Genomic DNA, 20,139 nt, shown 5'->3' with positions numbered 1-20,139 from the left:
CCAATCTCGACGCTGAGTGAAGGGCCCTCCTCGCCACACAGCTGGCCTTAGGCTGGCGGCACCACTACGAACACATCTTTTTGCAGCGACCGGAGACAACGGTGCGATTCCACGACTCGATGATCAGCCTCGTCGGCGACACCCCGCTGGTGCGGCTCAACAACGTGACCAAGGGCATCCAGGCGACCGTCCTGGCCAAGGTGGAGTACTTCAACCCCGGCGGTTCCGTGAAGGACCGCATCGCCCTGCGCATGATCGAGGCCGCCGAACAGAGCGGGGAGCTCAAGCCGGGCGGCACGATCGTCGAGCCGACGAGCGGGAACACGGGTGTCGGTCTTGCCATCGTGGCCCAGCAGAAGGGCTACAAGTGCATCTTCGTGTGCCCCGACAAGGTGAGCACCGACAAGATCAACGTGCTGCGCGCGTACGGCGCCGAGGTCGTCGTGTGCCCGACCGCCGTGGACCCCGAGCACCCCGACTCGTACTACAACGTCTCCGACCGGCTCGTCCGTGAGACCCCGGGTGCCTGGAAGCCCGACCAGTACTCCAACCCCAACAACCCGCTCTCGCACTATCACTCGACCGGCCCCGAGCTGTGGGAGCAGACCGAGGGGAAGATCACCCACTTCGTCGCGGGCGTGGGCACCGGCGGCACCATCTCCGGCACCGGCAATTACCTCAAGGAGGCCAGCCAGGGGAAGGTCAAGGTCATCGGCGCCGACCCCGAGGGCTCGGTGTACTCGGGCGGGTCGGGGCGGCCGTACCTGATCGAGGGCGTCGGCGAGGACTTCTGGCCGACCGCCTACGACCGCACCGTCGCGGACGAGATCGTCGCCGTCTCCGACAAGGACGCCTTCCAGATGACCCGCCGCCTGGCCAAGGAGGAGGGCCTGCTGGTGGGCGGCTCCTGCGGCATGGCCGTCGTGGCCGCGCTGGAGGTCGCCGAGCGGCTCGGCCCGGACGACGTCGTGGTCGTCCTGCTGCCGGACAGCGGCCGCGGCTACCTCAGCAAGATCTTCAACGACGAGTGGATGGCCGACTACGGCTTCCTGGAGGACGAGGGCCCCAGCGCCCGCGTCGCCGACGTCCTGAACGACAAGGTGGCCGGCGCCATCCCCTCCCTGGTGCACATGCACCCCGAGGAGACCGTCGGCCAGGCCATCGAGGTGCTGCGCGAGTACGGCGTCTCGCAGATGCCGGTCGTCAAGCCGGGCGCCGGCCACCCGGACGTGATGGCCGCCGAGGTCGTCGGCTCCGTGGTGGAACGGGAGCTGCTCGACGCCCTGTTCAGCAAGCGGGCCTCGCTCGAGGACCCGCTGGAGAAGCACATGTGCGCCCCGCTGCCGCAGGTCGGCTCCGGCGAGCCGGTCGGCGACCTGATGCAGGTGCTGGGCACGGCGGACGCGGCGATCGTCCTGGTCGAGGGCAAGCCGACCGGCGTGGTCAGCCGTCAGGACCTGCTGGCGTTCCTGGCCAAGGGCGGCAACAAGTAGCGAACGGCCGCTCAACCGCTCGTGCCCGCGGTGGACTTGCGAGGAGACGCGGTTCGCGGAAGTGGAACGAGCGTGTCATGTGCGCGCAGCACACGCTTAACACGGGTCCGGCACATTAGTGGGTGTCGGCAGGGCGATGGGGGTTCCTCCCAGGCATCAAGCACTGGGGGAGGCTCCCCGTCCGGGCCGGCGCCGTACGGCGCCAAGGACCTCCGGAGCGGCTCCCGGACCTCCATGGACGCCACGGACGCGCAAGCCCGGCCCTGACCCGGCCCGCGTCCCGCGCGGGGACCGCCGTCGTCCCGCCCCCCGGCAACGGGGGTGCGGCGGTCCCCGCGGATCTCTTTTCCGCCGCTTCGCGGCCGGGGCGGCCCCGGTGGCGATCGGCGCGCTGTCGCCGGCGGAGGTCGCGGACGTCGTCGCCTACGCCGCGAGCCGGCCCCGGAACGTCAACCTCCGCCAGATCGTGGTGCTGCCGACCCGGCAGGCGTGAGTCCCGGACGGCCGGTCCGCTCCGTCGTCCTCCCGGTCAGCCGTCCTCGGCGGACCGGCCCGGGCCGCCGCGCCCGAGCAGTTCGGGGTTGAGGCGGACGGCCTGCACCGCGTTGACGCCGATGATGCCGATCCAGGTGACCACCATCCCGGCCAGCCCGGCGAGGGCGCCGGCGATCGCGGACAGCGGGATCGCCATGACCAGCGTGATCAGGGCGAAGCCGTAGCGCTCGGCCCAGGAGTCGGCCGACTTCGGCCGGCGGGACTCGCGTGCCGCCACCATCTGCCGCTCGGCCAGCTGCCGCCGCACCCGGCGGTCCACCGCGTCACCGATCCGGTGTTCGACCTTCTCCAGGAAGGAGTCCACCAGGGCGGAGTCGTAGTCGTCGCCCAGTTCCCTGCGGGCCCGCACGGTCGCGGCGAGGTCCTTCCTGAGGTCGGGATCCTTCCCGAGGTCGACGTCGTCACGCGGTTCGAGAGTGTTCATGCCGGTCAGCCTAGGGAGCGCCCGTCCGCGCCGCACTGGGGTCAGCCCCCCTTTCCGGGGCCGGACAGCCACCGGGTTCCGGAGCCGGGGCAAGCCATCGAGTCCGGGATCGGACAGCCACCGCGGCCCGGGGCCGGGGCACCTGCCGGGTTTGGGGCCGGGGCAGACACCGCGTGCGGGCTGGGGCGCCTGCCGGGTTTGGGGCCGGGGCAGCCGCCGCGTGCGGGCCGGGGCAGCCTCCGAGGCCGGCGCGGCCAGCCGGTTCGGTGGCGCGGGCAGGGGCGGGGCGACGTCGGTGGAGCGCCGTTCCGCCGGCCGGGCCATGCGTTGTGCCTCCGCCGGGCTGTATAACGGTATGCAGCGACACATTGTCTGAATAGGCCGCCGGTGTCTGCCGACGCCTCGGCGCTGTACTCTCCCGGGGCGTCGAGGAGATCTGGAGGGGGAGTACGTCATGAGCGCGAACGACAGCCCTGCGAACCGGTTGCAGGCGCTCTTCGAGGGTCACCGGCTCACGCCGACCCAGCGTCGCATCGCGCACAGCATGGTGCGCCGGGCCGCCGACGTGCCCTTCCTCTCCAGCGTGGAGCTGGCCGAACTGGCCGGGGTCAGCCAGCCGTCGGTGACCCGGTTCGCGGTCGCCCTCGGTTTCGACGGCTATCCCGCGCTGCGCAAGCACCTGCGCGAGGTCGTCCCGGCCGAACCGGCCGCCGAGGCCGGTGCCTACAACGAGTACCAGCAGGCCGTCGAGGCCGAGATCGAGAACCTCAGGCACCTGGCCGAGCTGCTCGCGGACCCACGCCCGGTCAAGCGGGCCGGCCGGATCCTCGCCGCCTCCCGCCCGCTGCCGGTGCTCGGGCTGCGCGCCGCCGCCTCCCAGGCGTACGGCTTCGCCTACTTCGCCGCCAAGGTCCACCCGGACGTCCGGCTGCTGCACGAGGGCGGCACGATGATCCAGGACCGCGTGGACGCCGCGGTCCGGGCCGGCGCCACCGCCCTGCTGTGCTTCGCGCTGCCCCGGCATCCGCGGGAGGTCGTGGACACCCTCGCCTACGCCAAGGACGCGGGCCTGACCGTGGTCACGGTCGCCGACTCGGCGTTCGCGCCGGTCGCCAAGCACTCCGACCTGCTGCTGCCCGCCGCGGTCGGCACCGGGCTCGCGTTCGACACCGCCTGCGCCCCGATGCTGCTCGGCCGGGTGCTGCTGGAGGCGCTCTGCGACGACCTGCCGGACGCCCAGGCCCGGCTGGAGGAGTTCGACGCCCGGGCGGCGACCCGCGGTCTCTTCGTCGAGTGACGGTCCCCGAGCTGTCCGTCGAGTGACGGTCCCCGAGCTGTCCGTCGAGTGACGGTCCCTGAGCTGTCCGTCGAGAGACCTGTCCCCGAGTTGTCCCGTCGAGTGACCGGTCCCCGCCGTTCCCAGGGGCTTCGCCGTACGGCGGCCCTCGCCGCTCGCGGGTTCCGCGGCGGGTGAACGGTTCCCGCCACTCGCGGGCCGTTCGTCGGATGACCCGTCCCCGGCGCTCTCAGATTCGTCTCACGTTTCGCCGCTAGCGTCCCGCGGGACGGATGCGCTGTGGAGACACGTGACACGGGAGGCCGACGTGACGCGCGGAGGACAGGGACTGGCTCGGGTGGCCGTCGTCGTACGGGCGGGTGCCGCCCCGCTGTGGTGGCTCGGAGTGGCCGCCGCGGGGATCGGTGCCGCACCGGAGGGACTGACCGGGCGCCGGATCGGCGTGCTGGCCGGGGCGGCGCTGTTCCTGATCGGCGCGGCCGGCGTGGCGCTGGTCCGCCGGGGCCGGTACGCCGCACTCGCCCGCGGGGCGGCCCGCGCGGGCAAGTACGACGTGCTCCAGGACCGGGCGGTGACCGTCCGCACCTGGCGCCGGGGTCACCGCTGGTGGCTGCTGCTGGGCTGGGCGGTCGCGTTCGGCTCCGCCTTCGCGGTGCCCGCGGCCGGCGGCATGCTGCTGGCCGGGCTCGGCGCCGGGCTGCGGCTGAAGGCCGCCTGGCTCGGGCGGCTGGAGCGGGACGGCGAGACGCTGCTGTGGGTGCGCGTCGACTGGCTCGACCGGCGCGGCGGGCGCCCGGCGGGCAGGGCCGTGAAGGGCCTGCGCGGTACGGGTGTCGCGGCCGGCGACGCGGCCCCGGGCGGGGCGCGCCGCCGAACCGCGGCCGTGGTCTGAGCCTCCGTCAGACCTCCAGGTCCTCCTCGATCTTCTTCAGCTGGTGCCGGGCCATCGCCAGGTTGGCCCGGTTCGAGTCCAGCGCGAGGTACAGGAACAGCCCGTTGCCGCCGCGGCTCTTGAGCAGGCGGATCAGGTGGTACTGGTCGGACAGGCTGATGAGGATGTCCTCGATGTCGCCCTTGAGACCCAGCATCTCCATCGTGCGCATCTTGGCGCGGATCACGTCGGTGTTGCCGGCGGCGGCCACGTTCAGGTCGAAGCTCTTGCTGCCGCCCATCGTGCCCAGCGCCATCCCGCTGGTGTAGTCGACCAGCGCGACGCCGGTGGCGCCCTCGATGGAGGTGAGGGCTTCCTTCAGTGCGGTTTCGGTGTTGGCCATGGTGATCCTCTCAACTGTCTGACGTGGTGCGTGTTTCGGCGGTCGTGGTGCGTGGCGCGCGTGCGGTGCGGGTCCGTGCGGGTGGGATCCGGGCGGCCGTGGGTACGGCCCGGGCGGCGGCCTCGGCGGCGTCCAGCAGCTCCCCGATGCGGGCGCCGGAGCGGCGGCCCTCCAGGTGCAGCCGGCCGACGTTGACCCGGTCCTGGGCGAGCAGCGTCAGGACAGCGGTGCGGCCTGCCGCGTAGGTGGCGATGTAGCCGCGCTCGCCGCGCACCAGCAGCTCCCGGAAGCCGCCGTTGCCGGTGGCGTCGGCGACGCGTACGGCGACGCCGAGTGCCGCGGCGGTGAGCGCGGACAGGCCCTCCGGGTCGACGCCGGGGGTGTCGTGGGCGACGACGAGCCCGTCGACGCCCGCCGCGAGCGCGCCGGTGAGCTGGGGTACCCGAGTGCGCAGCCGGCGCAGCTCGTCCAGGACGGTCTGCAGGTCGTCTTCGGCCACCATCAGGTGTCTCCTCTCGGCGGCGGGTTGCCGTTCAAAGCGCCTCCAGCGCATCCCTGAGCCTCTTCAGCAGCGCGATGTCGGGGTCGGTGGTGACCGGGTGGGGCGGGAGCGGTGCGGTGACCGGTGGCGCCGGTGCCGTCGGCGAGACGTGCCCGGCCGCGGTGAGCCGGCGCACGTCCACCAGCGTGTGGAACGCCTGCCGGCCCAGGTTCCGGGCGATGTCGGCGGCGGTGCGCAGGCCGTCCACGCGGTCCAGGACGGCCCGCTGCCGGGGCGCGACCGGTGCGGCCGGGGCACGGCCCGCTGCCGGGGTGCGGCCCGCGGCCGGGTCGGCGCGGATCAGCGGGGCGCTGTCGGCGGCCGGGTCGGGCCACAGCCGGTGCAGCAGCAGGCGGCGGCGCAGCGTCTCCCGCTCCAGCGCGACGACCGGGACCGAGGGCAGCGGGCCGAGCCGGGGCGCGGAGTCGTACCGGAAGCGGCCCGGGGTGCTGCTCGGTGCCAGTGCGAAGTACCCGGCGTCGTACAGCGCGTCCAGGTGGCACAGCTCCAGCGCGCCGGTGGGCAGCACCCCCGAGTCCAGCAGGAGTTCGGCCGCGTGCAGGGGGCCCGGGGTCCGGGCCGCGGCCCGCTGCCAGGCGGCGCCCGCGAGGGTGCCGTGGGCGGTGAGGAGTACGTCCAGGCCGGGGGCGTGGGGGCTCTCCGCGTGCACCACCCGCCCCTCGGCGAGGTACAGGACGCCGTGTTCGCGGACCAGGACGCCGGTGGCCCGCTCCTCGGCGAGCCGGGTCAGCATCGGGGACAGGGCGCGCGTGTTCTGCTTGTCCCGCACGGGCAGGGCCGGCGGAGTGGTTCTGACCATGGTCATCCCAGCACCAGCCGGGAAGCCATCTCGCCGAGCCGGATGCGGGCGAGCGCGAGGTTGCCCTCCTCGCGGCCGAGCCACAGGTGCAGGAACACGCTGCTGTCGAAGGACGTGTCCACGAACCGCAGCAGGTGGTAGCTGTCACCGTTGCTGATGATCACGTCCTCCAGCGGTGGCGGTTCATCGCCGTGTGCGGCGAAGGTGCCGTGTTCGGCGGCTATCCGGGCCAGTTCGGCGGCCTCGGCGGCGGTCGTCTCGTGATCGCCGCCGGGGGCGTCCCCGACCGTGCCGAGGGCCAGTCCGCTGGTCCAGTCCACCAGTGAGGCCCCCCGGGCACCGGGCAGCCTCATCGCTTCCAGTAGGCACTCGTCGATTCCGGGCACCGTGGCTCCCCTCCCGCCTGGGACTCCGGCTGAGTGACGTTGACACTACGCAACGTGTGCGCGGGGAGTGAGGCCTTTGGCATTTTCCGGTGGAACGTGCTTCCGGCGTACTAGTGTTGGTCAACTGAGGTGTGTCCAACCGCCGTTGAACCATTTGTTCGAGGGGCGGCCGGAGTGCGTCAACGGCGCTCAGGCGCCCGCAGGGTGGTGAGTGCGGACGTGTGCGCCCCGCCGGATTCCGCCACCACCTCGGCGACGGTCTGCGCCTCCCGCACGGTCGCGAAGACCGTGCCGCCGTCGCCGTCCGGCGCGTAGCCGTGGATGCCCGGCCGGGCGAGGGAGTTGTAGGCGTAGTGGTGGGCGAAGTAGTACGCGCCGGTGTCCAGCGCCGCCGCGTAGTCGCCCTGCTCCAGTGGCGGCAGCGCGCGCCCCTCGGCGAGCAGGTCGCCGGAGAAGCAGGCCGGCCCGGCGATGTCCTGCTCCACCTCCGGGCCCGCCTTCGGCCGCCCCGTGGCGTCGTACGCGGCGATCCGCAGCGGCCAGGTGCCCGGGGCGTACACGGTCCGCGTCGCCACCTGCACCCCCGCGTGCGTCACCGCGATCCGCCGCCCGCCCGCGGTCTTGGCGTACTCCACCCGGGCCACCACCGTTCCGTGCTTGGCCAGCAGCGACCGCCCGAACTCGGTCACCAGCCCGTACCGCCCGTCGAACAGCCCCGGCACCCGCCCGGCCAGCAGCCGGGCGTACTGCGCGTACGACGGTGTCGTCCCCTCCGACGCGAGGTTCACCGGCAGCCCGCCGCCGATGTCGACCGTGTCGACCTGCCGCCGTCCGGCGGCGGCGTTGATCTCCTCCGCGAGCGCGTACACCTCGGCCACTCCCTGGGCCAGCAGCGACAGCGGGATGCCCTGCGAGCCGGTGTGCGCGTGCAGCCGGGTCAGCCACGGCCGCTGCGTGTACGCCCGGACGACCCAGGCGCGCGCCCCCTCGTCCCGCAGCGCCACCCCGAACTTCGAGGTCCGCGTCGCCGTCGAGGTCGCCCCGATCGTGCCGCCGCCGATCTGCGGATTGACCCGGAGGCCGAGCGGGGACCGGGTGGGCGCGGACCCGACCAGGGCGTCCAGGCGGTCCAGCTCCTGCGGGTTGTCCGCGTTCACGGCGATACCGAGGGCCAGCGCCTCGCGCAGTTCCGCCGGGGTCTTCGCGGGCGAGTCCAGCACCGTCCGGGCGGGCGGCACCCCGGCGGTCCGGGCCAGCGCCAGCTCGCCGGGGCTCGCCACCTCCGCGCCGATGCCCGCCTCGTGCAGCAGCCGCACCACGGGCACCAGCGGGGTCGCCTTCACCGCGAAGGCGTGCAGCACCGGGGTGCCGGGTGCCGTGACCGCGTCGAAGGCCGCCCGCAGGTCCGCCGCCGCCCGCTGGATGCCGACGACGTCCAGCAGTCCCACCACGGCCGCGTCCGTCCCGAGCAGCCCCTGCTCGACCGCGGCCCGCACCGCCCGGTCGCGGCGGGCGGCACGCTCCCGTGCCTCGCGATCCATGTCGTGTTCCACGGCTTCCCCGTCCCGTGTCGGCTACCGGTGCCTCCAGCCAAACACCCGCGACGCCCGGATGGAGCCGCCCCGGCGTATTGACTAGCTCTATTCAGCGAGTCAGGATGTGAATAGACGTAGGCATGGAGGAGGCAGACGATGTCGGGACCCCGCCCCGTACGAGCACCGCGCGGCACGGAACTGAGCACCCTGGGATGGCAGCAGGAAGCCGCCCTGCGGATGCTCCAGAACAACCTCGACCCCGAGGTCGCCGAGCACCCCGACAAGCTCGTCGTCTACGGCGGCACCGGCAAGGCCGCCCGTGACTGGCGTTCCTTCGACGCCATGGTCCGCACCCTGCGCACCCTCAAGCAGGACGAGACCATGCTGGTCCAGTCCGGCCGCCCGGTCGGCGTGATGCAGACCCACGAGTGGGCCCCGCGCGTCCTGATCGCCAACTCCAACCTGGTCGGCGACTGGGCCAACTGGGAGGAGTTCCGCCGTCTGGAGCAGCTCGGCCTGACCATGTACGGCCAGATGACCGCGGGCTCCTGGATCTACATCGGCACCCAGGGCATCCTCCAGGGCACCTACGAGACCTTCGCCGCGGTCGCCGCGAAGAAGTTCGACGGCACCCTCGCCGGCACGATCACGCTCACCGCCGGCCTCGGCGGCATGGGCGGCGCCCAGCCGCTGGCCGTCACCATGAACGACGGCGTCGCGATCTGCATCGACTGCGACCCGCGCGCCATCGAGCGCCGCATCGAGCACCGCTACCTGGACGTGAAGGCCGACAGCCTGGAGCACGCCCTCCAGCTGGCCACCGAGGCCCGCGACCAGCGCAAGCCGCTCTCCATCGGTGTGCTGGGCAACGCGGCCGAGCTGGTCCCGCAGCTGCTGGCGATGGGCGCCCCCATCGACATCGTCACCGACCAGACCTCCGCCCACGACCCGCTGTCCTACCTCCCGGTCGGCGTCGCCTTCGAGGACATGGCCGACGCCGCCGCCAAGGACCCGGCCGGCTTCACCACCCGCGCCCGCGAGTCCATGGCGAAGCACGTGGAGGCCATGGTCGGCTTCATGGACGCCGGCGCCGAGGTCTTCGACTACGGCAACTCCATCCGCGGCGAGGCCCAGCTGGCCGGCTACAGCCGGGCGTTCGCCTTCCCCGGCTTCGTGCCCGCCTACATCCGCCCCCTCTTCTGCGAGGGCAAGGGCCCCTTCCGCTGGGCGGCCCTGTCCGGCGACCCGGCCGACATCGCGAAGACCGACAAGGCGATGCTGGAGCTGTTCCCGGAGAACGAGTCCCTGGCCCGCTGGATCAAGATGGCCGGCGAGCGGGTCCACTTCCAGGGCCTGCCGGCACGCATCTGCTGGCTCGGCTACGGCGAGCGCGACAAGGCCGGCGAACGCTTCAACGACATGGTGGCCTCCGGCGAGCTGGCGGCTCCGCTGGCCATCGGCCGCGACCACCTCGACTGCGGCTCCGTCGCCTCGCCCTACCGCGAGACCGAGGCCATGCTCGACGGGTCCGACGCGATCGCCGACTGGCCGCTGCTGAACGCCATGGTCAACGTGGCCTCCGGCGCGTCCTGGGTCTCCATCCACCACGGTGGCGGCGTCGGCATGGGCCGCTCCATCCACGCCGGCCAGGTGACGGTGGCCGACGGCACGAAGCTGGCCGGCGAGAAGATCCGGCGCGTCCTGACCAACGACCCCGGTATGGGTGTCATCCGGCACGTGGACGCCGGCTACGACATCGCGGAGTCGGTCGCGCAGGAGCGCGGGGTCCGGGTGCCGATGCGCGAGGGTGACCAGGCGTGACCTTCCACAGCATGTGGGCGGAGCTGCTGCCGATCGGCCGCAGCTCCGCCTCCGGCGGCTACCGCCGCTTCGCCTGGACCGCGGCCGACGCCGACTGCCGGGCCTGGTTCCGGGAGCAGGCCGAGGCACGGGGGCTGGCGTACGAGGTCGACCGCAACGGCAACCAGTGGGCCTGGCTCGGGGACCCGGCCGCAGGGAACGCCGTCGTCACCGGGTCCCACCTGGACTCCGTCCCGGACGGCGGGGCCTTCGACGGGCCCCTCGGGGTCGTGTCGTCCTTCGCCGCCCTGGACGAACTGCGCGGCAGGGGAGTGCAGTTCGACAAGCCGCTCGCCCTCGTCAACTTCGGGGACGAGGAGGGCGCCCGGTTCGGTCTCGCCTGTGTCGGCTCCCGGCTCACCGCGGGGCAGCTGACCGTCGAGCAGGCCCACCGGCTCACCGACGGCGACGGAGTCACCCTCCCCGAGGCCATGGAGGCGGCCGGATACGACCCCGAGGCCATCGGGCCCGACCCCGAGCGGCTGGCCCGGATCGGCGCCTTCGTGGAGCTGCACGTCGAACAGGGCCGCGCGCTGGACCTGTCCGGCGACCGGGTGGGTGTCGCCAGCGCCATCTGGCCGCACGGGCGGTGGCGGTTCGACTTCCGCGGGGAGGCCAACCACGCGGGCACCACCCGGCTGGCCGACCGCCGCGACCCGATGCTGTCGTACGCCGAGACCGTGCTCGCCGCCCGCCGCGAGGCCGAACTCGTCGGCGCCGTCGCCACCTTCGGCAAGATCTCCGTCGAGCCGAACGGCGTCAACGCCATCCCCTCCCTGGTGCGCGGCTGGCTCGACTCGCGCGCCGCCGACCAGGACACCCTGGACACCGTCGTCGGCGGCATCGAGAAGGCGGCCCGCGAGTACGCGGACGTCCACGGCATCGACCTCGACGTCGTCCGGGAGTCCTTCACCCCGGTCGTCGAGTTCGACCACGCCCTGCGGGACGAACTCGGCCGCATCCTGGGCAAGGACACCGGTCTGAAGGTGCCGGTCCTCGGCACCGGTGCGGGACACGACGCCGGGATCCTCTCCGGGCACATCCCGACCGCCATGCTGTTCGTACGCAACCCCACCGGGGTCTCGCACTCCCCGGCCGAGTTCGCGGCCGAGGACGACTGCGTGGCCGGGGTGCGCGCACTCGCCGACGTACTGGAAGGGCTGGCTTGCAGGTGACCACGCGGACCTACTGGCTGGAGCACGCCTGGCTCGGCACCCACGTCGAGCCGGGAGTCGTGGTCGAGGCCGCGGACGGCCGGATCAGCGCCGTCCGCACCGACTCGCCCGCCCCGCCGCCCGGCGCGGAGGTGCTGCGCGGGCTCACCCTGCCGGGCCTCGCGAACGCCCACTCGCACGCCTTCCACCGGGCGCTGCGCGGCACCGTCCAGGTCGGCTCCGGGACCTTCTGGACCTGGCGCGAGGTGATGTACTCCGTCGCCGACCGGCTGACCCCGGAGACCTACCACGCCCTGGCGCGCGCGGTGTACGCCGAGATGGCGCTCGCCGGCATCACCTGTGTCGGCGAGTTCCACTACGTGCACCACGCCCCCGGCGGCACCCCCTACGCCGACCCCAACGCCATGGGCGAGGCGCTGATCAGCGCCGCCGCCGAGGCCGGCATCCGGATCACCCTCCTCGACACCTGCTACCTCTCCTCGGGCTTCGGGGCGCCGCCCGGCGCCGAGCAGCTGCGGTTCTCCGACGGCGGCGCGGAGGCCTGGGCCGAACGCTGTGCAGTTCTCAAGGAACGGGACCACGCGCGGATCGGTGCGGCGATCCACTCCGTACGGGCGGTGCCCGCCGAGCAGCTGGGGACCGTGGCGCGCTGGGCCGAGGAGCGGCGGGCCCCGCTGCACGTGCACCTGTCGGAGCAGACCGCCGAGAACGACGCCTGCCTCGCCGCCCACGGCCGCACCCCCACCCGGCTGCTCGCCGACCACGGTGTCCTCGGGCCGCGCACCACCGGCGTGCACAACACCCACCTCACCGACGAGGACATCGCCCTGCTCGGCGACGCCGGCGCCGGCACCTGCATGTGCCCCACCACCGAGCGGGACCTGGCCGACGGCATCGGTCCGGCCGTCGCCCTCCAGCGGGCCGGCTCCCCGCTCTCCCTCGGCTCCGACAGCCACGCCGTCATCGACCTGCTGGAAGAGGCGCGCGCGATGGAGCTGAACGAGCGGCTGCGCACCCGCACCCGGGGCCACTGGACGGCCGCGGCACTCCTGCGGGCCGCCACCGCCGACGGTCACGCCGCCCTCGGCTGGGCGGAGGCCGGCACCATCGAGCCGGGCGCGCTCGCCGATCTGACGACGGTCGCCCTGGACTCGGTCAGGACGGCCGGGCCGCTGCCCAGGCTGGGCGCCGAGACGGCCGTATTCGCGGCGAGCGCGGCGGACGTACGGCACACGGTCGTGGGCGGCCGGCACGTCGTACGCGACGGGGCGCACACGCTCGTGCCGGATGTGCCGCAGGCGCTGGCCGCCGCCGTCGAAGCCCTGCGGGGCTGAGGAACGCCGACCCCCACGAGGACGACATCATGAGCAGCAGCACCGTCATCACCAACATCGCCACCCTGGTCACCAACGACCCCTCCCTCGGCGACGGTTCCCCCCTCGGTCTGATCCAGGACGCGGCCGTCGTCATCGACGGTGACCGCATCGCGTGGACCGGTGAGTCAAGCAAAGCACCCGCCACTGACAACCGGGTCGACGCGGCCGGCCGGGCGGTGCTGCCGGGCTTCGTGGACTCCCACTCGCACCTGGTCTTCGCGGGCGACCGGACGCAGGAGTTCAACGCCCGTATGTCCGGCCGCTCCTACACGGCGGGCGGCATCCGCACCACGGTCGCGGCCACCCGGGCCGCGAGCGACGCGGAACTGGAGGCGAACCTCACCCGGTACCTCGACGAGGCCCTGCGCCAGGGCACGACGACGTTCGAGACGAAGTCGGGCTACGGCCTCACGGTCGAGGACGAGTCCCGCGCGCTGCGCCTCGCGGCGAAGCACACCGACGAGGTGACGTACCTCGGCGCGCACATCGTCTCCCCGGACTACGCCGACGACCCGGCGGCCTACGTCGCCCTGGTCACCGGCGAGATGCTGGACGCCTGCGCGCCGCACGCCCGCTGGATCGACGTGTTCTGCGAGAAGGGCGCCTTCGACGGCGACCAGGCCCGCGCGATCCTGACGGCCGGCAAGGCCAAGGGCCTGTACCCGCGCGTCCACGCCAACCAGCTCTCCTACGGCCCCGGCGTGCAGCTGGCCGTCGAGCTGGACGCGGCCAGCGCCGACCACTGCACCCACCTCACGGACGCGGACGTCGACGCCCTCGCGAGCGGCCGTACCGTCGCGACCCTGCTGCCCGGCGCCGAGTTCTCCACCCGCGCCGAGTGGCCGGACGCCCGCCGCCTGCTCGACGCGGGGGTCACGGTCGCCCTGTCCACGGACTGCAACCCGGGCTCGTCCTTCACGTCGTCCGTGCCCTTCTGTATCGCGCTGGCCGTGCGCGACATGCGGATGACGCCCGACGAGGCGGTCTGGTCGGCCACGGCGGGCGGTGCGGCCGCCCTGCGCCGCACCGACATCGGCCGTGTCACCCCGGGCGCCCGCGCCGACCTGACCCTGCTGGACGCCCCGAGCCATGTCCACCTGGCCTACCGGCCGGGAGTGCCGCTGGTCAGCGGGGTGTGGCGCAGGGGCGTACGCGTCGTCTGACGGGCTGTCCGCGTCGCCCGACCGGCTGCCCGCGCCGCCCGACCGGCTGCCCGCGTCGCCCGACCGGCGGTCGGCAAGCCGGGCCGGCGGTCGGCAAGCCGGGCCGCCGGTCGGGAAGCACGGCCGGGCCCGGTGTGCCGCACGGCGCCGTCGGCCGGCGCGGTGCGCCGGTCAGGCGGGCTCCGCCGCGGAACCACCGGAAACGCTCCCGACCGCGCCGCCCGCTCCCGTCCCGGCGTCCGCTCCCGTCCCGGCGGTTGTCCCGCTGTCCGCTCCTGCTCCGGCGGCTGTCCCGCCGTCCGCTCCCGTCCCGGCGGCTTTCCCGCTGTCTGCTCGTGCTCCGGCGGGCGTCCCGCTGTCCGCTCGTGTTCCGGCGGCTGTCCCGCCGTCCGCTCCAGTCCCGGCGGCCGCTCCGCCGTCCACCGCCCGCCACCGCTGGTCCATCGCCGTCCATCGCCCGCCACCGCTGGTCCCGTCGCGGTCCCCGCCCGCCACCGTTGGTCCCGTCGCGGTCGGTCGGACTGTCACCGTTGGTCCCCTCGCGGTCGGTCGGACTGCCGCCGTTGGTCCCGTCGCGGTCCCTGCCCGCCACCGACCGTCCCGTCGTGGTCGGTCGGTGCCGCCGCCGTTGGTCTCGTCGCCGACAGGCGGCCGCCACCCGCTGGGTCGCCGTCAGCCCGCCCGCCACCTCTGGTCCCGTCCGCCGTTCAGCGGCCGCAGGGCCACCCCGTACGAGCCGTACGGGGTCACCGCCGTCTCGATGGCGATGTACGGGCGGATCGTGCCGTCGGGATCGACGGTGAAGCGGAGGTTGTCGCCGTTGCGGCCGTAGACCGCGTCGCACTCCCAGATGCCCACACCCCGGTCGACCGAGCCCCGGCTGTCCAGGCAGAAGTCGTCGTCGGCCGCGGAACGGAGCACACCCAGCCAGGGGTCGACGCGCCAGCGCTGCGTGGGGGAGGAGGAACAGGGGGCGGTGAGCACGTCGTTGCCCTCGAACAGGTCGCCGTCGCGGATGTCCAGGCACCGGTCCGTGGCGAGGTTGACCACCTGGGCGAAGGCGGTGCCCGGCGGGGCGGGCGGGGGCGTCGGGCGGGGCGTCTCGCGGCGGGGCGACGGGGACGGCCGGTGTGAAGCGGGCGTGGGAGACGGGGACTTGGCGGTGGAGGCCGGGGAGGCGGAGGGAGAGGGAGAAGGCGACGAGGACGTGGACGGTGACGGGGACGGGGAGGGGGACGGGGTGACGGAGACCGTGGCCGTCACCGTCACCGGAGGGGGCGCGGGGGTCGCAGCCGTCGGCTCCTGGTCGTCGGCGTGCCCCGGGGCGAGCAGGAAGACCAGGAGCGGGGTCAGGGCCACGCCCAGGGCCACCGAGGTCAGCAGGACGCGCCGCCAGGCCGGCCAACTCGCCTTCTCCGCCAGGGCGGGCAGGGGCGCGGGCGGCTCCTCCTGGCGCAGGTACGCCGATCCGGACCACGGCAGCAGGCCGTCGGCCAGGGTCTGGCGCGGCGCATCCCGCAGGGCCCGCAGGTCTTCGAACGCGGCCGTGCAGTGCGGGCAGCGCGCCATGTGGGCGTCCAGGTCGGCGCTGTAGCGCGGGGCGTCCGGCCGTACCGCCTGCTCGATCAGCCGCCGGAAGTCCGCGCAGCGGGGGTCGTCCGAGGCGGCCAGCCGGTGCTGGAGGCAGGCCCGGGCGAGGGCTTTGACGGCCTGGGGGGTGCCGTAGGAGACGTCCGCGCGGCTCAGGCCGAGGAAGGCGGCGGTGCGCTCCGCGGGTTCCGCGTCCAGGACGCCGTACCAGAGCAGTCCCTGGGTGTGGGACGGCAGCGACTGGAACGCCGGCAGGAGGGGCGGGGTCGGGCCCTCGGGCCGGCCGGCCGTGCTCAGCACCAGCAGCAGTCCCGGGTCGACGCCCGCGGAGCGTTCGTCGCGCGCGCGGTCCGCCGCCAGCCGGGCGGTGAGCAGCAGCAGCCGGTGCCGCAGGGGGACGGCGGGGTCGATGCCGCGGGCGGCCTCGCGGGCCGCGGTGGTGATCGCCTCCGCCGCCAGCAGGCGGGCCACGGCCTCGCTCGCCGCGCACAGCCGGGCGTAGGCGAGGACCGACGGCTGGTGCCTGCGGCGCAGCTCCTGGAGCGCCGGGTACGCCGTGGGGCCCGCGGTCCGCAGCAGTTCCGTCAGCCGTGCGTCCGGGGTGTCCTCGTGACCCCCGCCCGCCTCGGCCTCGTCCCCGTCAGCCATGCAGCACCCTCCGTCTTGCGAACACGTCCGGCCCACCGGCCAGTTAGGGGGGACATAGTGGTGGAGGTGCCGGGCCCTGGAAAGGCGTTTCCCACGGTAACCGCATAACGGTTGGGGCGCCGGGTACCCACCAGCCGGTGTGGTGGGTCCCGGGCGCGGCGAAGCGGCCCGGCGCTGTCGCCGGGCCGCTTCCCGCAGGCCGTTCCCGTGGTCCGCCGTGACGGCCCGTCACGGCGGTGAGCCGTCGGGGTCCGTCGCCACGGACCGGGTCTCCGGGCCGTCGGCGTGGACCGGTTCTCCGGGCCGTTGTCACGGTCCGGGCCTCCGGGCCGTTGTCGTGGACCGGGTCTCCGCACCGCTGTCACGGTCCGGGTCCCCGGACCGCCGTCACGGTCCGGTTCTCCGCACCGTTGTCACGGTCCGGACGGAGGTCACTCGTCCAGGGCCAGCCCCTTGCGCAGCCGGACCAGCGTGCGCGACAGCAGCCGGGACACGTGCATCTGGGAGATGCCCAGCTCCTCGCCGATCTCCGACTGGGTCATGTTCGCCACGAAGCGCAGCGAGAGGATCTTCCGGTCCCGGGAGGGGAGTTCGGCGATCAGCGGCTTCAGCGACTCGATGTACTCGATGCCTTCGAGCCCGTGGTCCTCGTATCCGATGCGGTCCGCGAGCGCGCCCTCGGAGTCGTCCTCCTCGGGCTGGGCGTCCAGTGAGGAGGCGGTGTACGCGTTCGAGGCGGCCATGCCCTCGACGACCTCGTCGTTGGAGATGCCGAGGCGCTCGGCGAGTTCCGTGACCGTGGGGGCGCGGTCCAGCTTCTGAGCCAGCTCGTCGCCCGCCTTGGCGAGGTCGAGCCGCAGCTCCTGGAGCCTGCGCGGGACGCGCACGGACCACGAGGTGTCACGGAAGAACCGCTTGATCTCGCCGATGATGGTCGGCATCGCGAAAGTGGGGAACTCCACACCACGCGAGAGTTCGAAGCGGTCGATCGCCTTGATCAGGCCGATGGTGCCGACCTGGATGATGTCCTCCATCGGCTCGCTGCGGGAGCGGAAACGGGAGGCGGCGAACTTGACGAGCGCGAGGTTCAGCTCGACGAGGGTGTTGCGGACGTACGAGTACTCGTGCGTCCCCTCCTCCAGCGACTCGAGCCGCTCGAAGAGTGTCTTGGACAGGGCCCGCGCGTCGACCGGGCCGATCTCGTCGTACGGGGGGATCTCCGGGAGACCCTCGATGGGGTCGAGGAGATCGATGGGATGATCCAGTTGATCCGGTGGGGGTGTCGACGTCGCGATCGGGGTATGCGATGCGTCGAGCCGGGGTGACATGGGTGTCCTCCATCGTTCTCGGCATATGGCTGCCGAAGCCAATACGTGCACTGCGGTGTGCGGGCGCCTCCGAAGCCGGCGTGTCGGGATGTGTGTCCTTACTAGCCCTACCCGTTGCACCGAGCGGGTCGCAAGTGCGTTCTGTGCCTCTATGTCCGATTGTGTGCGGATGTTCGGGTGTCGGAGTGCGCATGGAAGGCGTAATGTTCGAGGGCATCAGCAGCCACGACCTCGGGAGAGAGACGGCATGGACCACGGGACGGTCGGCAGCGCACAGTCGGGCCGGCTTCTGGTGGAGGTTCGGGAAGAGGGCTCCAGCGCCGTTGTGACTCCGGCGGGTGAGCTCGATCACCACACCGCCGATCTTTTGCGCGAGCCCCTCGACGACCTTCTGGCCAAGGGCTTCTCGCGCCTCGTAGTGGACTGCTCACGCCTGGAGTTCTGCGACTCCACGGGGCTGAACGTCCTCCTCGGTGCCCGTCTGAAGGCGGACGCGGCCGGCGGCGGGGTCCACCTGGCCGGCATGCTGCCGGTGGTGGCCCGCGTGTTCGAGATCACAGGGGCCGAGGCGGTCTTCACCGTCCACGACTCCGTGGAGGCGGCCCTGGCCGACGGTGCGGACTGATCCGCCGCTCCCTCCCGCCCGGCCCGGTCCCGCACCGGACCCCGTCGGCGTTGTGTGTGTGACGCCGAACACGGGGGTGTTCAGCCGGATCGGTCGGGCAGGAGAGGGCAGAAGAAGGCAGGAGGCGTTCTGCCGGCCGTCGGCCGCCGGATCCCGCGGGGGACCGGTGGGCGGCCCGGACGGGGCGCACGGACGAACGACCTGGACAGAACGCGCGTCCGGCGGACGGGTACGGGATCCCGGCCGGCCGACGGGCGGACGGCGCCCGACCGGCGGCCGGACGCCGTGACGACCGGCCGGTGCGGACGACGCCCGGCCCTCGACCGGACTGCTGCCGGACTGTCGACCGGACTTTTGAATCATGAACTGGTGAATCGGTGAGGTGAAGCGCTGATGAGCACCACCCGGCCATACTCGCCGGGCGACCGCGGCCCGGAGCCCAGCGGCGCTTCCGGGGCGTCCGAGGGGGCTGAGCCGGCCGTCGGCGCAGCCACGGGGGCAGCCGCGCCGTCCGTGCCGACCGGGGGCGCACCGCAGGCCCAAGGACGGCAGGTGCGCACACTCCGGCTGGAGGGTGAGAGCGGGGTGGTCCCGCTCGCCCGCGACTTCAGCCGGCAGGCGCTGTACGCGTGGGGCTGGCTGCCGGCCGCCACCGCTGATCAGCGGGCCGCCGCCGAGGACGTGCTGCTCGTCGTCTCCGAACTGGTCACCAACGCCTGCCTGCACGCCGAGGGCCCCGACGAACTGCTGCTCGCCTGCGACAACAAGGTGATCCGGATCGAGGTGTCCGACCGGGGCACCGGCCAGCCGGCCCCGCGCAACCCGCACCGCGCCGGGCGTCCCGGCGGCCACGGCATGTTCATCGTGCAGCGGCTGTGCCTGGACTGGGGCGTGGTCCGCGTCACTGGCGCACCGGGCAAGACGGTGTGGGCGGAGCTGGGCGCGCCCGCCTGACCGCCCCGGCGGCCCCCGGGCCCCCGTCTCCACTCCGACACCCCGTCACGCACGCCGGACCGCCACAACTCCGGCGTGTGACGCGTCTTCCTTCCTCGCGACCCCGGGCGTACCTTGACGGCCGAATCTGATACGCCGTCAGGAATGAATGGGGTGGACCGAACGTGTCGTACCCGAAACGAACCGCCGCGCTCGCGTCCGCCGCGGCCCTGGCCGGCTCGGCGGTGCTGCTGGCCGCACCGGCTGCCCACGCCGACGTCGTCGACGTCAACTACCGCTGCCAGACGCCCATCGGCGTCAAGAGCGCCGTCTCGCCGATCGACATCAAGGGCGTCAAGAGCGGCAGCGGCTACCGGATCACCATGTCCTGGCAGAAGGGCGTCTCCTCCAGCCCGGTCGAACTGGGCAAGGGGGCGATGAGCCCGAGCGCCACCATCAGGCTGGGCGGCGCCGACAGCGGCGCGCTCGCGGTCAGCGGCCCCGCCAACTCCACTGCCATCCCCGCCAACACACCCATCAAGATCAGTGACTTGAGCGGCACCTACACGCCGAAGAAGAGCGGCAAGGTGACCTTCACCGCGGGCACGCTCACCATCAAGGCGCTCGGTACGACGACGACCTGCACGCCGACCAACAGCCCCAAGGCGTCCCTGACCCTGGACGTGACGGCGGCCGGCGGTTCCACCGGCGACACCTCCGGCTCCGGCGGTTCCGGTTCGGGTTCCGGCGGCGGCTCCGGTTCCGGCGGTTCCGGTTCCACCGCCGGCTCCGGCGACTCGTCCACCGGCGGGCAGCTCCCGCAGACCGGCCCCGAGGACTCCGCGGTCGCCCTCGGCACGCTCGGCGGCACGGTCCTCCTCGCCGGCGCGGCGGGCGCCCTGTGGCTGACCCGCCGAAGCCAGACCGCCCGCCGCTGACCCCGCCCGCCGTCGACCCCGCCCGCCGTCGACCGCCGGCCGCCGCCGAGCGGCCCACCGCCGGGCGCGGCCTGCTACTGACCGACCGCCGCTGACCGACCGCTGCTGACCGGCCCCCTGTCCGGCGCCGCCCGCCCAGCGGCCCCCTGTCCGGTGCCGCCCGCTGAACCGTCCGGCC

Annotated in this window: 18 protein-coding genes and 1 pseudogene; 11 read left to right on the top strand and 8 right to left on the bottom strand. The window is 73.5% G+C overall.

Annotated features, from left to right (window positions below; all coding sequences use genetic code 11):
- The first annotated feature begins 101 nt into the window (after positions 1-101).
- Both JK361_RS21780 and JK361_RS21775 read left to right on the top strand, forming a co-directional pair.
- Positions 102-1,493, top strand: a complete 1,392-nt coding sequence (locus JK361_RS21780; RefSeq protein ID WP_201820897.1) for a cystathionine beta-synthase — start codon at positions 102-104, stop codon at positions 1,491-1,493.
- A gap of 379 nt (positions 1,494-1,872) precedes the next feature.
- Positions 1,873-1,986: pseudogene (locus JK361_RS21775) on the top strand (short-chain dehydrogenase); the annotation flags it as partial.
- 36 nt (positions 1,987-2,022) lie between these two features.
- Here the strand turns inward: JK361_RS21775 and JK361_RS21770 are convergent.
- Positions 2,023-2,472: a hypothetical protein gene (locus JK361_RS21770; protein ID WP_201820895.1), complete on the bottom strand. Its 450-nt coding sequence runs from the start codon at positions 2,470-2,472 to the stop codon at positions 2,023-2,025.
- A 454-nt stretch (positions 2,473-2,926) separates the two neighbouring features.
- On the opposite strand from JK361_RS21770, the gene JK361_RS21765 reads away from it, so the two are divergent.
- Positions 2,927-3,769 (top strand): MurR/RpiR family transcriptional regulator, encoded by an 843-nt coding sequence (locus JK361_RS21765; protein ID WP_201820893.1) that lies wholly within the window; start codon positions 2,927-2,929, stop codon positions 3,767-3,769.
- Positions 3,770-4,076: 307 nt separating this feature from the next.
- Entirely contained in the window at positions 4,077-4,661 is a 585-nt protein-coding gene (locus JK361_RS21760) for a hypothetical protein (RefSeq protein ID WP_307787297.1), read from the top strand.
- Between the two features lie 7 nt (positions 4,662-4,668).
- On the opposite strand, the gene JK361_RS21755 is transcribed toward JK361_RS21760, so the two are convergent.
- From JK361_RS21755 to JK361_RS21735, 5 genes are all read right to left on the bottom strand, one after another.
- Complete coding sequence (locus JK361_RS21755) at positions 4,669-5,043, bottom strand: hypothetical protein (RefSeq protein ID WP_201820891.1); 375 nt, start codon at positions 5,041-5,043, stop codon at positions 4,669-4,671.
- Positions 5,044-5,053: 10 nt separating this feature from the next.
- Positions 5,054-5,545, bottom strand: coding sequence for a roadblock/LC7 domain-containing protein (locus tag JK361_RS21750; RefSeq protein ID WP_201820889.1), 492 nt, complete (start codon positions 5,543-5,545; stop codon positions 5,054-5,056).
- Positions 5,546-5,576: 31 nt separating this feature from the next.
- Positions 5,577-6,410 (bottom strand): transcriptional regulator, encoded by an 834-nt coding sequence (locus tag JK361_RS21745; RefSeq protein ID WP_201820887.1) that lies wholly within the window; start codon positions 6,408-6,410, stop codon positions 5,577-5,579.
- A complete protein-coding gene (locus JK361_RS21740; RefSeq protein ID WP_201820885.1) occupies positions 6,407-6,790 on the bottom strand; it encodes a hypothetical protein in 384 nt (127 codons plus the stop codon). The genes JK361_RS21745 and JK361_RS21740 overlap by 4 nt, the downstream gene beginning before the upstream one ends.
- A 179-nt stretch (positions 6,791-6,969) precedes the next feature.
- On the bottom strand, positions 6,970-8,331 hold the full coding sequence (locus tag JK361_RS21735; protein WP_201820884.1) for a type III PLP-dependent enzyme domain-containing protein: 1,362 nt from the start codon (positions 8,329-8,331) through the stop codon (positions 6,970-6,972).
- A gap of 150 nt (positions 8,332-8,481) precedes the next feature.
- Here JK361_RS21735 and hutU point away from each other — a divergent pair, with 150 nt between their 5' ends.
- Genes hutU through hutI form a run of 4 tightly spaced genes read left to right on the top strand, consistent with a single transcriptional unit; the run spans position 8,482 to position 13,899 of the window.
- Positions 8,482-10,146, top strand: a complete 1,665-nt coding sequence (hutU, locus tag JK361_RS21730; protein WP_201820883.1) for a urocanate hydratase — start codon at positions 8,482-8,484, stop codon at positions 10,144-10,146.
- Positions 10,143-11,360, top strand: a complete 1,218-nt coding sequence (locus JK361_RS21725; RefSeq protein WP_201820882.1) for an allantoate amidohydrolase — start codon at positions 10,143-10,145, stop codon at positions 11,358-11,360. The genes hutU and JK361_RS21725 overlap by 4 nt, the downstream gene beginning before the upstream one ends.
- On the top strand, positions 11,357-12,694 hold the full coding sequence (locus JK361_RS21720; protein ID WP_201820881.1) for a formimidoylglutamate deiminase: 1,338 nt from the start codon (positions 11,357-11,359) through the stop codon (positions 12,692-12,694). Before JK361_RS21725 ends, JK361_RS21720 begins: the two co-directional genes overlap by 4 nt.
- A gap of 29 nt (positions 12,695-12,723) precedes the next feature.
- Positions 12,724-13,899: an imidazolonepropionase gene (gene hutI, locus JK361_RS21715; protein WP_201820880.1), complete on the top strand. Its 1,176-nt coding sequence runs from the start codon at positions 12,724-12,726 to the stop codon at positions 13,897-13,899.
- Positions 13,900-14,571: 672 nt separating this feature from the next.
- Here hutI and JK361_RS21710 read toward each other — a convergent pair.
- Complete coding sequence (locus tag JK361_RS21710) at positions 14,572-16,137, bottom strand: ricin-type beta-trefoil lectin domain protein (RefSeq protein WP_201820879.1); 1,566 nt, start codon at positions 16,135-16,137, stop codon at positions 14,572-14,574.
- A 431-nt stretch (positions 16,138-16,568) separates the two neighbouring features.
- Entirely contained in the window at positions 16,569-17,465 is an 897-nt protein-coding gene (locus JK361_RS21705) for an RNA polymerase sigma factor SigF (RefSeq protein ID WP_201820876.1), read from the bottom strand.
- Positions 17,466-17,712: 247 nt separating this feature from the next.
- Between JK361_RS21705 and JK361_RS21700 the strand changes: the two genes are divergently transcribed.
- From JK361_RS21700 to JK361_RS21690, 3 genes are all read left to right on the top strand, one after another.
- The gene (locus JK361_RS21700; RefSeq protein ID WP_201820874.1) at positions 17,713-18,090 is read left to right on the top strand and encodes an STAS domain-containing protein; all 378 of its coding nucleotides are present in this window, start codon (positions 17,713-17,715) and stop codon (positions 18,088-18,090) included.
- 393 nt (positions 18,091-18,483) lie between these two features.
- Complete coding sequence (locus JK361_RS21695; protein ID WP_201820872.1) at positions 18,484-19,044, top strand: ATP-binding protein; 561 nt, start codon at positions 18,484-18,486, stop codon at positions 19,042-19,044.
- Positions 19,045-19,208: 164 nt separating this feature from the next.
- Complete coding sequence (locus JK361_RS21690) at positions 19,209-19,961, top strand: LPXTG cell wall anchor domain-containing protein (RefSeq protein ID WP_201820870.1); 753 nt, start codon at positions 19,209-19,211, stop codon at positions 19,959-19,961.
- Positions 19,962-20,139 lie beyond the last annotated feature (178 nt).

The sequence above is a fragment of the Streptomyces musisoli genome, from assembly GCF_016741855.1.
In the GTDB taxonomy this organism is placed as follows: domain Bacteria; phylum Actinomycetota; class Actinomycetes; order Streptomycetales; family Streptomycetaceae; genus Streptomyces; species Streptomyces musisoli.
This window is presented reverse-complemented; position numbering and strand designations above follow the sequence as displayed.

What these genes read in the sequence shown, in the direction of transcription:
- JK361_RS21770 (WP_201820895.1), bottom strand. Translation starts at nt 2,472, where the DNA reads ATGAACACTCTCGAACCGCGTGACGACGTCGACCTCGGGAAGGATCCC.
- JK361_RS21705 (WP_201820876.1), bottom strand. Translation starts at nt 17,465, where the DNA reads ATGTCACCCCGGCTCGACGCATCGCATACCCCGATCGCGACGTCGACA.
- JK361_RS21700 (WP_201820874.1), top strand. Translation starts at nt 17,713, where the DNA reads ATGGACCACGGGACGGTCGGCAGCGCACAGTCGGGCCGGCTTCTGGTG.
- hutU (WP_201820883.1), top strand. Translation starts at nt 8,482, where the DNA reads ATGTCGGGACCCCGCCCCGTACGAGCACCGCGCGGCACGGAACTGAGC.
- JK361_RS21765 (WP_201820893.1), top strand. Translation starts at nt 2,927, where the DNA reads ATGAGCGCGAACGACAGCCCTGCGAACCGGTTGCAGGCGCTCTTCGAG.
- hutI (WP_201820880.1), top strand. Translation starts at nt 12,724, where the DNA reads ATGAGCAGCAGCACCGTCATCACCAACATCGCCACCCTGGTCACCAAC.
- JK361_RS21750 (WP_201820889.1), bottom strand. Translation starts at nt 5,545, where the DNA reads ATGGTGGCCGAAGACGACCTGCAGACCGTCCTGGACGAGCTGCGCCGG.
- JK361_RS21735 (WP_201820884.1), bottom strand. Translation starts at nt 8,331, where the DNA reads ATGGATCGCGAGGCACGGGAGCGTGCCGCCCGCCGCGACCGGGCGGTG.
- JK361_RS21755 (WP_201820891.1), bottom strand. Translation starts at nt 5,043, where the DNA reads ATGGCCAACACCGAAACCGCACTGAAGGAAGCCCTCACCTCCATCGAG.
- JK361_RS21695 (WP_201820872.1), top strand. Translation starts at nt 18,484, where the DNA reads ATGAGCACCACCCGGCCATACTCGCCGGGCGACCGCGGCCCGGAGCCC.
- JK361_RS21710 (WP_201820879.1), bottom strand. Translation starts at nt 16,137, where the DNA reads ATGGCTGACGGGGACGAGGCCGAGGCGGGCGGGGGTCACGAGGACACC.
- JK361_RS21745 (WP_201820887.1), bottom strand. Translation starts at nt 6,410, where the DNA reads ATGACCATGGTCAGAACCACTCCGCCGGCCCTGCCCGTGCGGGACAAG.